This is a genomic window from Clostridium sp. 2218st1_F5_2218SCRN_220325 (assembly GCF_039062665.1).
Classification (GTDB): Bacteria; Bacillota; Clostridia; order Peptostreptococcales; family Peptostreptococcaceae; genus Intestinibacter.
The window spans coordinates 25959-38283 of record NZ_JBCLNH010000006.1 but is presented as its reverse complement, the minus strand read 5'-3'; the positions used below and the strand labels follow the sequence as shown (position 1 = coordinate 38283).

Here is a 12325-nt window from a genome sequence, read left to right as displayed (position 1 = left end):
TTGTGAAAAGGAGTTTATTTTTATATTATTATTTAATAATTTTTATTATTTTTAACTATATTGATTATTACTGATTTAGCTTTTTCCATTTCTTCAACTACTGCATACTCATAATATCCGTGGAAATTATACCCTCCTGTAAATAAGTTTGGAGTTGGTATTCCCATATATGAAATTCTCGCACCATCAGTCCCACCTCTAATAGGAACTATTCTCGCTTCTACATCAGCATCATCCATTGCTTTTTTTGCTAGATCAATTATATACATTACAGGTTCTATCTTTTCTTTCATATTGTAGTAGCTATCTTTTATATCGACAATTATTCTATCTTCACCATATTTTTGCTGTAAAGTTTTCGCTATTTCTCTTATTTTAGATTTTCTTTTTTCTAATCCATTTAAATCAAAATCTCTAAGTATATAAGATATTTCAGCCTTATCTACTTCTCCACTAATTGAATTAAGCATGTAGAACCCTTCGTATCCTTGTGTATTTTCAGGCACTTCGTTTGGAACCATAGAGTTAAATTCTGATGCTACACTAGCAGCATTTATCATAACGTTATATGCATAACCTGGGTGTACGCTCTTTCCTATTATTTTTATATTTGCACTAGCAGCGTTGAAGTTTTCATATTCTAATTCTCCAATTTCTCCACCATCTACTGTATATGCAAAATCAGCTTTAAATTTATCAACATCAAAGAAATCTGCACCTTTTCCTACTTCTTCATCTGGTGTAAAGCATACATATATATCACTATGCTCTATTTCTTGGTGTTTAGCTATGTATTTTAATGACTCCATTATTTCAGCTATTCCAGCCTTGTCGTCAGCACCAAGTAATGTCGTTCCATCAGAAGTTATTATAGTTTTTCCGACTTTGTCTTTTAAGATATTAAACTCTTTTGGTGATAGTATTATATTTTTTTCGCTATTTATTACTATATCATTTCCATCATAATTTTTATGTATTTGTGGATTTACATTTTCGCCACTAGCTGCTGGTGATGTATCCATATGAGCTATAAATCCTATTTTATTAAGATTTTTATCTGTATTGGATTTTAAGGTTGCATAAACATATCCTTTTTCATCCATATGAGCATCTTCTAGTCCTATTTCCTTTAAATCCTCTACTAATATCTTTCCTAAATCCTTTTGAATTTCTGTAGTTGGGACACTTTCTGAATACTCGCTACTTGTTGTATGTACTTTTGCATATTTTATAAATCTATTTATTAAATCTTGCATTATAATTCCTCCTATTATTGTAATTTACTTCTATATCTTTTAGTTTAATATTTGTATTATCTACACTTTTTCGAAAAACTTTCACCTCAATAGTTTAAATTTACTTTTTTTAGATAATTTTATAATACCATGATTTTTAACATTTTTTAGAAAAAAATAGATTTGAAAATAAATTCAAATCTATCTAGCTAATAACTTATTAGAAAGTCTCATATATTTTTGATCTTTACTTGAGTTGTAAATTTCTATCTTTCCAATATTATCTCTTGTATTTAATTCGTTCTTGTCTTCTAATACTTCTTTTAGATGTCTACAAGTTCCAATATTTCCATCTACTAAGTTAGTATTTTCAGGTAAAAATTGATTTAAATAATCTCTATAGAATATAAAGTGTGTACATCCTAAAACGACACTATCAAGGTTATCCATATTTACGTCTTTATAGTAGTCTTTTAATTGGTCTATAACTATGTTTTTATCATCTAGTAAATCATTTTCAACTATTTCAACAAGTTTTGGGCAAGGCATTTTAACCACTTTATTGTTTCCTCTAAACTTGTGCATTAATGTTTCAAATTTCTTTTCTTTTAAAGTTAAAGGAGTAGCCATAACTACTATATTATTATTTTTAACTCCTTGTGTTGCAACTTTTAAAGCTGGTTCCATTCCTATTATAGGAAGATTTTTATATTTTTTTCTAAGATAGTTTGCAGAAGCACTTGTAGCTGTATTACATGCTATAACTACTGCTTTTACTCCCTTTGATATAAAAAAATCTATTATTTCAACACATCTTTCGGTAATTTGCTCTTTTGTTTTAACGCCATAAGGAGCATATGCCGAATCTCCAAAATAGATAAAATCTTCATTTGGCATAAGCTCTTTTAAATCTCTAAGAACACTTATTCCACCTAAACCTGAATCAAAAACTCCTATAGCTTTTTTACTATTATCCATTAAAGTACCTCCGATATGGTTTTAATTATTTCTCTGCACATATTATTACTTCTACTATTATAAAATATATATCCTATTTATACAAAAAAAATATTTTTTTCTGTGAGATTTTTGTAAAATAAATATTATATTCGTCGAAATTTTAGTAAATATTATTTAAATTTTAAACCTATATCTAGGTAAGTGCAACTTATAATGACATGATATAATTTTGGATATTGTTTATTTTATTTATAACTTGATTTTTCATATATTCAATATAGCTTTCTTGCCATATATAATCGTATTGTCTTTCTTTAAATATCTCATTTAAAAAATTAAATCTGCTCATTTCAATTTCTTCAAAGAAGATAAATTTCCCTAATAAAGCAAGCTCAATATATTCTAAACTATCAAATAGTATTTTATATTCTTCATTATAAAAACAATCTGACTTTAATATGTCACAAAAATCATCAAAAGAATTTATATTACTTTTTATAATATCGACCTTCTTATTTATATTATTTTCATTTTCTATTTTATCTAGTACATCTCTAAATCCATCATCACTTAATTTATCTTCTGTTAAAATAATTTTAGATTTTTCTTCTTTATCTATATCACATATTACAACAATATTTTCTATACTATCTTGCATAATACACGATTTTAATTCTTGTATAAATTTATTTTTATATAAACTTATATATTGGATTTCTTTTTCATCATCTATATTAAAGTTTTCTATTATTTTATTAATTGAATTTTCTACTTCTTGTTCTATATTGTCTAAATTTAAGTTGCTTTTTAAATAGTCCATTTCTTTTTCAAATATATAAAAATCTTTAAATTCGCCATCTATTATTGTTGATAATATTGTATTATTTATTACAATTTCAAATATATTTGTAAGTAAATCTCTATAGTCTAATTTATATCTTCTTGCATTTATATCAAGCAACATCTCTACTTCTTTTGATTTAAAATGATTACAGAATTTATTTTCTAGTTCTATAATTTCTAAATAATTTTTAATATAATATAATCCATTTAAATCATTATCTCCAAATATTAATGGATAATCTACACTTATTTTTATATCCTGAGCATTAAACTTCATATCATATATATCGAAAAAATTTCCAAACTCTTTGAGCAAAGTATTATTGTATGCGATTACTTCTGTATTATATTTATTTTGACATACTCTATTGTAAATTTGTTTTGTCTCTTCAAATAGATCTTTTAACTTTTGCTCTCCCATTTTAAAAATAACTTCTATAGAATTTTGTTTAAATAGCTCTATATATTTATCCATATTAAAATCATCTCTGAAATTTGCATCCATTGTATAATAAATTGATTCTAATAATTGTTCGCCGACTTCTACAGTTACTGATGTGCTGGAATTTCTACAATATTTCTGTATAGTTTTATTTAATAAACTTCCTATATCTTGTTGAATACTCAATATAAAGTTTTCGCTAAATTTTTTATTTAAATAACCCCACTTCAGTATATTTATTGTATAATCCTTTGTTATTATCCCTAATAATTTCATATTCTAAAGACCCCCTGTAAGCTTAAATTCTTTTGCAAAATCGTCTATAGCTCCCTGTATCTGAAACATTTCGCCCTTTTTATCTTCATAAGTCTTCTCTAGTATTTCTATAACTTCATCATCAGATATTAAGTCTAATACTTCGCTTTTAAAATAATAAAAAATCTCTTGCATATCGTTTATATTTTCAACATAATTTTCTTTATCTGTATAAGGAGATGAATATACTATTTCTATAATTTTTTCTAGTGAAGATGTACTCGTTTCAATACGTCCTATTTTAGTTAGGGTTTCATTTGTGTGTTTCATAATATTATTTACATCATTTTCACTTAAAACAAGACCATAATTTATAGATTCATCATTTAATTTTATTAGTTTTTTACTAGATTTTTCTGTAAGATCTCTCATCGTAAATCTCAGTATCTTATTTTCCATAAATTTTTCACTCCTTTTTTTATTAAATGTATTGACTTTTCTTTTGTTTTATGTTATAGTATAATTGATATATTATATTTTCATACATTTATATATTAATCTCAATATATAAAATTGTCAAGTTGCATATTTTTATGCTCTTTTTTTATGTCATTTTTAACTTTTCATATAAATCTTGTATTTTTCCTTATAAATTTTATATTTTTAATTCCCTATTGTTTGATTGTTAGTATTAACTGTGCTATATTTAGAAGTTGTAGTATAAATTTTAAGTTTAAAAGAGGGGAATAAATATGAAATATAATACTGTAATTTTTGACTTAGATGGAACATTATTAAACACTTTAGAAGATTTAGGAGATAGTGTTAATTTTGCTCTTAAATCGTTTGGATATCCAACTAGAACTTATGAGGAAATCAGAATTTTTGTAGGAAATGGCGTAAAAGATTTAGTTACAAAAGCTGTTCCTGATGGGACTGATGAAGAAACAACATTAAAATGTCTTCAAACATTTAAAGATCATTATAAAACTAATATGCAAAACAAAACAGCTCCTTATGATGGTATTATAGACTTATTAGAAGAATTAAATTCTAAAGGTGTTAAATTGGCAATAGTATCAAATAAATACGATTTTGGTGTTAAAAATTTAAATAAATACTATTTTAAAGACTTAATACCTGTTGCAATTGGAGAACGCGAAGGTATCAGAAAAAAACCAGCTCCTGACACAGTATTAGAAGCTATGAAAGAACTAAACTCTGAAGAAAATAATTCAATATATGTCGGTGATTCTGGCTCAGATATGTTAACTGCACAAAATGCTCATATAAAAAGTATTGGCGTTACTTGGGGATTTAGAGATGCTAAATCACTTCTAGAAAGTGGAGCTGACTTTTTAATCGATTCTCCAAAACAGTTATTAGAAATAATAGAAAGCGAAAACTGCATAAAAACATGCAATTAAATAAAATAATAAAAAGCAGTTAATCAATAGTAATTAACTGCTTTTTATTATTTTATTCATTATATTATTTATAATGTAGTATTTTTAGAATGTAGCGAATTTATACTTTCTTTAATTTTGTCTATTGAGTCTTTATCAGAAGCTGATAATATATTTATGCCTATAGCTTCTTCCATAGCTTTTACAAGATTATAAGCTCTATCTAATAGAGCTATTATATCTTGATTTAAATCTTTAAAATCAAGCTTTCCATTTAAGTTAAACTTACCTTCACTTGGATTTTGTATAGCTTTTAATCTCGCCTGTATCTTCACTTGATTAAACTTAAATTCTAATTCGCTTAAAGTATTTCCTAAATTTGAATGAAGGTTAAATACTACAGCTGAATATAACTCAACTAATTCATCTAAATTTTCATCGTTATTTAATTTTAATTCTTCTTTTATATTAAAAGCTATCTTTTCTAATTCAAGCCCGTCTATATATCTTTGTGGAATATTTTCTATCTCTTTAACTAAACTGTTATATTTTTGTAAATCTAGAAGTCCCATATTCACTTTCATATTATATATCTCAGTTGCACTCATTTTATCTATCTCCTTACTTCATAAATAGTATTTAGTCAAATACTTATAATGTAATATTATAACCTCAATATATAAATTTCTTCCATAGTTATTTATTACAATAATTTTTATCTATCCAGTAAACAAAATAAGAGCACTACTCATAATTGAATAATGCTCTTATTAGTTATATTGTTATAAAGTTTAAATTAAAAGAATTATATGGCAATTTTATTTTTCTACTCTTAACATTTCAGCTTTTTCTTCTACTTCACCTTTAGCTAAAACTTTTACATCTTTGAAAGAGTCAGTATTACTTATTATTATTGGAGTTACTGTTCTATATCCAGCTTTTTGGATTTTATCTTTATCAAATTCAACTAATAAGTCACCAACTTTTACTTTATCCCCAACTTTTACATGAGTATCATAGTATTTACCGTTTAATTGAACTGTATCTAATCCTACGTGGATAAGTACTTCTACACCTTCGTCTGAAGTTATTCCTATAGCATGTTTAGTATCGAATACTACTGAAACAGTACCGTTTACTGGAGATACTGCTCTACCTTCTTCAGGTTCTATACCTATACCTTTACCTAACATACCTTCAGAGAATACTCCGTCTTTTACTTCACTTAAATCTATTGCTTTACCTTTTATAGGAGCATATAATACTCCGCTTTCTACTTTTACATCTGATTTAGCTTCTTGTTTTGGTTGTTCTACATTTTCTGATACTTTTACAGTAGCAGCTTTTCCACTAGCTATAAAGTTTTCTAAGTTTGATTTTATAACTGTAACTTTTGGTCCGTATACAACTTGTACACCATTACCTTTTTTGATTACACCTGCTGCTCCACTTGCTTTTAACATACCTTCATTTACTTTTGAAGGATCTTTAACTGTTAAACGAAGTCTTGTTATACAGCAGTCTAAGTCTGTTAAGTTTTCACTTCCACCTAAACCTTGAAGTATTAAAGCACTTAACTGATCATCTGCATCTCCTTGAGATGCATTTTGTCCATCTTTCTTAGCATTAACATCTGCTCTTGTATATAATTTAACTTCAGCATCGTCATTATCTTCACGACCTGGAGTTTTGAAATCGAATTTTTTGATTAAGAAACTGAATAAGAAGTAGTAAACTGCAAAGTAAGCTATACCTACAAATACTATGTTTATCCAGCTTGTTTTAGCATTCCCTTGAAGTATACCGAATAAGAATAAATCTATAAGACCTCCAGAGAATGTCATACCAACACCAACATTTAACATATGCATTAACATATATGCAGCACCTGCAAATACACAGTGGATTACATATAATATTGGTGCAACGAATAAGAATGTGAATTCAAGTGGTTCAGTTATACCTGTTAACATTGAAGTTAATGCTGCTGATAATAATAAACCTCCAACAGCTTTTCTTTTTTCTGGTTTTGCGCATTTATACATTGCTAGTGCAGCACCTGGTAAACCAAATATCATTAGTGGGAATTTACCAGACATGAATCTAGTAGCTTCTACACTAAAGTGTGTTACACTTGGGTCTGATAATTGTGCGAAGAATATATTTTGTGCACCTTCTATCACTTTACCTGCAACTTCCATACTTCCACCAACACCTGTTTGCCAGAATGGTAAGTAGAATACATGGTGAAGACCAAATGGTATTAATGCTCTTTCCATTACTCCATATAACCAAGTTCCTGCATATCCAGAACCTCTAACTAAATCACCAACAGAATAAATTACATTTTGTATTGGTGGCCATAAGTAGAACATTGCTATACCTACTACTAAGTAAACTAATGCACTTATGATTGGAACAAATCTTGTTCCACCAAAGAATGATAATACTTGTGGTAATTCTATTTTATAGAATCTATTGTGAAGTGCTGAAACACCAAGACCTACTATAATCCCCCCAAATACACCCATTTGAAGAGATGTCATCCCTAATACATCTGTTGTAGATCCATTTAACATGCTGTCTGCTCCACCATGAACAGCTATCATTGCACTAACTGCAGCATGCATAATGAAGAATGCTAATGCACCTGATAATGCTGCAACTTCTTTTTCTTGTTTAGCCATACCAATTGCTACACCCATTGCGAATATAATTGGTAAGTTTGTAAATACTACATTCCCTGCTGCATTTAATACAGTTAATATGTTGTATATAAATGTTCCAGGTCCTATAATGCCCATTAACCCATATGTGTTAAGCATTGTTTCATTTGTAAATGATCCCCCTATTCCTAGGAAAAGACCAGCTACTGGTAAAATTGCGATTGGAAGCATAAATGATCTTCCGACACGTTGTAAGACACCAAAGATTTTGTCTTTCATTTTCTAATTCCTCCTTTTTATGTATATATTTTAATAATAATAGCGTATATTTACGCAATAAATTTATTTCTAACTAGTAAATTTGAGCAAATAAAAAGACCTAATTAAAAACGTAAATCTTTTTAGATTACACTTATTTTTATAGATATTTACATAATATAAAAATCTAAATATAGCATTAAACAAAATATATCTATATAAATATGTGTAATATTTTACCCCTTTAAATTAGGTCTTGCCTGCATTACCAGTCACAATCCAAGTTATTTATTTGTCGATATCCTCCTCAGGTGGATAGTTAAAAACATCATCTCTTCCCCAGTAAGATTTAAATTGTATTTTTGTTGTATATACTCTTTTATTTTTTCAGCACAACCATAGTCTTTGCTGTAATTATCTCTTATCATTCTTTGTAATTGGAAGTCTGTATCTTTAGTCGGCTTATTGTTAAATAATCTCTGTGAGAAATATTTTAAATGAGTTATAAACCTACCAAAGTCCAATGAATCTTCATCCAATTCCACTTCATAATAATCTCTAACTATTTCAATAACTTCTTGCATAAAAGTAGTTATTTTTATCATACTAGTCATATTTGTATCTAGTTCAGCATTTACAATATGTAGAGCAATAAATCCTGCTTCATCAACAGAAAGTTCTATTCCATGATTTTTTTTGATTATTGATAAAGACTCTTTTCCTAGCTCATATTCTTGTTGATAAAATCTTTTTATATCCCAAAGTAGAACATTACTGTATTCTTGATTTAGCTTTTTTCTCTCTATTGCAAAACTAAGGTGATCAGTTAAAGTAATATAAATATTATCATTTAGTTTTTTATCAAGTTTCGATTTTATATTGTCTATAATTTCCGTAGATGTATCTATATATTCTTTAGGCACCTGACTTATTAACTCTTGTAACTTATTTGAAGTAACTTTATCATCTATTTTATAAACTACCTCAACTTTGTCAGAGTTTATCCATTCCCCAGGCTTTTTTTGAAAACCAATCCCCAGTCCTCTTATTATTACTTGATTTCCACTCTGATCAATAGAACTAATAAAGTTATTATTAATTACTTTTTTTACTCTATACAATAACCTCACCCCCTATCTGAAAAACATACATTATATTAAAAAAGACCAACAAACATAGGATATCTGTAATATCCCTTATGTAGTTGGTCTTGCCTGCATTACCAGTCACAATCCATAAATATTAAAATTTATCTGTTTTTCTAAATTAAGAATAACATTTTCCCATGCTATTTGTCAACAATTTCTTCCAAATTTTTAAAATTCTTTTTTGTTATAAATTGATAGCGAAACTTTATATGATATAAATACTGCTAATATAGTTAATAGCACTAATCCTAGCACTCCAAACTTCATCAGAATTTCTAAATTAGATGGACTTGGCATAGTTATATTTGCTTTTTCTGATATTTTGACAATAGCACCTACTAATATAGCCGGTATAAATAATATCAGCATCATAACTATTCTACCTTTTTCAACCCCAGTTTTAAATACAACTGGAATTATTATAGAAAATAGTATAGCGAATACACATGGTACTACTATTGAAGTTACTATTATCTCATTCATACCTGTATCTAATTTTGCAATTTGATTTATAGCTATAGATGTTGTAATTCCAACTACTATACCTATAATAATTGATATTGTAAAAAATATATACTTAGATATTATAATATCTTTTCTATTTATATTCATTGTCAAAGCGTATTTATCCCATTTTGCATATTCATCATAAGACATTGTAGTTATAACTTGCATACTCAACATCAAAGTTATCATAGTCCCAACAAAGGTTCCGTTTTTCAAGAAAATACCATATGCTATGAAAAATATAAGTACTAATACTAATTGCTTCATATAATTTTTCATATTTAATATATCTTTAATTAATAATCCCTTCATTATTTATCCCCCCTAACTGTGAATAAAATAATTTCTTCTAGATTTGTTTTATCTACTATAAATTCTTTATTTTCATATTTATTTTTATTATTTACCATAACTTCACATCCAAATGTATTTTTTCTTATTCCCACTATATCTTCTTTTGATATCTTATCTATATCTTTTTCACTACACTTTACTATACCGTAGTCATAAATCAGCTCATCTTTATTTTTACTAAATACTATCTCTCCATTATCTAAAAATGTTATATAATCTGCGACTTTTTCTAAGTCACTTGTTATATGTGATGCTATAAGCACGCTACACTCTTCATCTTGTATATAATCTAAGAATATATCTAAAATTTCGTCTCTAACTACTGGATCTAGACCACTAGTCGCTTCATCTAGAATTAAAATTTTTGCACTATGACTTAATGCTACTGCTATAGATAATTTCATTTTCATTCCTCTTGAAAATTCTTTTATCTTTTTATTATCAGGTAGTTTAAATTCATTTACATATTTAAAAAATTTATTTTTGTCCCAATTAGAGTATATATTTTTCATTATTTTATCTATATCACGTATTTTTAAATTGTCGTGGAAATAACTTTCATCAAATACTACAGATATATTATTTTTTATTTCTACGGAGTTTTCTTTAAAATCTTTTCCAAATATTTTTATATCACCTGAATCTATATTTATTAAACCTAAAATAGCTTTTATTATAGTTGATTTTCCTGCACCATTTTCTCCTACAATACCCATTATTGTACCTGTCTCTAGTTTAAAAGATATATCTTTTAATTTAAAGTTGTCATATGATTTATTAAGATTTTTCACTTCAATTGCATATTTCATATTAATCTCCTCCATATTTTTAATATACTTATTATTCTTCCTCGTATAAAAGCTTTAAGATTGATTCTATCTCTTCATAATCTATTGAACATTTTTTAGCTTCATCAACTGCTTTTGATAAATATTCTTCTATAAGCCTTAATTTTTCTTCTTTTAGTAGCTCCATATTCGTACTTTTTACAAAACTACCCTTTCCAACTACGGAATATATAAATCCACCTCGCTCTAACTCTTCATATGCACGTTTTGTAGTTATTACGCTTATATGTAATTCTTTCGCTAAATATCGCATTGATGGTAGCGAATCACCAGGCTTTAATTTTCCACTTATAATCATATTCTTTATCTGAGTTGTTATTTGCTCATATATAGGTTTATCACTGCTATTGCTTATTATGATCTCCACATTATCACCTCTTTATGTATATATTGTATATACTCTATATATACAATATATACTTTCATATATACTTTGTCAAGCTAATGAAAAAAATTTTTATTTACTTCTATTTGTTTAATTTTATCTTTGTAGATTTTATATACACAGTTTCTGAATTAAAATTTATAAAATGGTTAAAAATTAATATTATAAGGAGGTAATCTATATGAAAAAATTTATTTTTAGTCTTATATATACAATTCCTGTTGTTCTTTTAGTAGTTGCATTAGGCAATAATTTATCAATTGATAATCCATTTTTAGAACAACAAACTAAACAAGAATCTTACTCAAAACGAGATTCTTCTGATACAAAAGAAACATCCATCAATAAAACTACTAAAAACGACAGTAGCCTTGAAGATAAAAATAAACTACATAATAAAAATCAATCTGATACAAACAATAAAACAAAAGACAACAGTAAAAAAGATTCTAGCTCAAATATTACAATACCAAAGGAATCAGATACATTGACAAATATATTAGTTATCTGCACTGTTCCTAGTGATAATTCTTTTGAAAATCCACCTGATAAGTTTTCAGTTTTATCATTAGATAGTGCTAATAATAAAATTTCATTTATACCTATTCCTCTTGATACATATGTAAATATACCTAATGTAGGATATAAAAAATTAGGTGATACATATTCTTGGGGCCAAAATACAGACTTGCTACTAAATGCTATCGAAACAAAATTCAATGCTCATATAACTAAAGTAATTGAAATCAATGCTGAGTCTCTTTCTGAAATGTCAGATAAGCTAAATGAAATGGGAATAGATATGACTGAAGAAAAGCTATTAAAATATCTAAACGAAACAAAAGTATCTAAAGATATGGCAGAAGATATTAAATCAATACCTATCTTTAAATATCCAAAACTAGTAAGTTGTATGAAACCATACATAAAAACAAATATGAATACAGCTAGTTTAATAAAATATGGAATCATAACTTATAAAATTGTTTCACATAAAAGTTAATACAATTTAACCTTC

General features: G+C 26.8%; 12 protein-coding genes. 2 read left to right on the top strand and 10 right to left on the bottom strand.

Annotation, left to right across the window (positions count from 1 at the left end):
* Window positions 1–32 precede the first annotated feature (32 nt).
* The 4 genes from pepT to ABCM86_RS05190 form a co-directional block, all read right to left on the bottom strand.
* Window positions 33–1256, bottom strand: a complete 1224-nt coding sequence (pepT, locus tag ABCM86_RS05205; RefSeq protein ID WP_343003645.1) for a peptidase T — start codon at window positions 1254–1256, stop codon at window positions 33–35.
* A 180-nt stretch (window positions 1257–1436) separates the two neighbouring features.
* On the bottom strand, window positions 1437–2213 hold the full coding sequence (murI, locus tag ABCM86_RS05200; RefSeq protein ID WP_195931775.1) for a glutamate racemase: 777 nt from the start codon (window positions 2211–2213) through the stop codon (window positions 1437–1439).
* Window positions 2214–2403: 190 nt separating this feature from the next.
* On the bottom strand, window positions 2404–3756 hold the full coding sequence (locus tag ABCM86_RS05195) for a DUF6179 domain-containing protein (protein WP_343003644.1): 1353 nt from the start codon (window positions 3754–3756) through the stop codon (window positions 2404–2406).
* Window positions 3757–3759: 3 nt separating this feature from the next.
* Window positions 3760–4194 (bottom strand): DUF6323 family protein, encoded by a 435-nt coding sequence (locus ABCM86_RS05190; RefSeq protein ID WP_295574966.1) that lies wholly within the window; start codon window positions 4192–4194, stop codon window positions 3760–3762.
* A 293-nt stretch (window positions 4195–4487) separates the two neighbouring features.
* On the opposite strand from ABCM86_RS05190, the gene ABCM86_RS05185 reads away from it, so the two are divergent.
* Complete coding sequence (locus ABCM86_RS05185) at window positions 4488–5162, top strand: HAD family hydrolase (RefSeq protein ID WP_307993581.1); 675 nt, start codon at window positions 4488–4490, stop codon at window positions 5160–5162.
* A 68-nt stretch (window positions 5163–5230) separates the two neighbouring features.
* On the opposite strand, the gene ABCM86_RS05180 is transcribed toward ABCM86_RS05185, so the two are convergent.
* The 6 genes from ABCM86_RS05180 to ABCM86_RS05155 all read right to left on the bottom strand — a co-directional run bounded on the left by ABCM86_RS05180 (window position 5231) and on the right by ABCM86_RS05155 (window position 11289).
* Window positions 5231–5749, bottom strand: a complete 519-nt coding sequence (locus tag ABCM86_RS05180) for a hypothetical protein (RefSeq protein WP_295574972.1) — start codon at window positions 5747–5749, stop codon at window positions 5231–5233.
* Between the two features lie 210 nt (window positions 5750–5959).
* A complete protein-coding gene (locus ABCM86_RS05175; RefSeq protein ID WP_343003643.1) occupies window positions 5960–8086 on the bottom strand; it encodes a glucose PTS transporter subunit IIA in 2127 nt (708 codons plus the stop codon).
* Between the two features lie 263 nt (window positions 8087–8349).
* Window positions 8350–9186 carry a PRD domain-containing protein gene (locus ABCM86_RS05170; RefSeq protein ID WP_195929439.1) on the bottom strand — a complete coding sequence of 279 codons (837 nt, stop codon included), beginning with the start codon at window positions 9184–9186 and terminating at the stop codon, window positions 8350–8352.
* A 195-nt stretch (window positions 9187–9381) separates the two neighbouring features.
* Complete coding sequence (locus tag ABCM86_RS05165; protein ID WP_195929440.1) at window positions 9382–10032, bottom strand: ABC-2 transporter permease; 651 nt, start codon at window positions 10030–10032, stop codon at window positions 9382–9384.
* Window positions 10032–10883: an ABC transporter ATP-binding protein gene (locus tag ABCM86_RS05160; RefSeq protein WP_195929441.1), complete on the bottom strand. Its 852-nt coding sequence runs from the start codon at window positions 10881–10883 to the stop codon at window positions 10032–10034. Before ABCM86_RS05160 ends, ABCM86_RS05165 begins: the two co-directional genes overlap by 1 nt.
* Before the next feature lie 31 nt (window positions 10884–10914).
* Window positions 10915–11289, bottom strand: a complete 375-nt coding sequence (locus ABCM86_RS05155; RefSeq protein WP_295574981.1) for a GntR family transcriptional regulator — start codon at window positions 11287–11289, stop codon at window positions 10915–10917.
* Between the two features lie 199 nt (window positions 11290–11488).
* Between ABCM86_RS05155 and ABCM86_RS05150 the strand changes: the two genes are divergently transcribed.
* Complete coding sequence (locus ABCM86_RS05150) at window positions 11489–12310, top strand: LCP family protein (RefSeq protein WP_195929443.1); 822 nt, start codon at window positions 11489–11491, stop codon at window positions 12308–12310.
* Window positions 12311–12325: the final 15 nt, after the last annotated feature.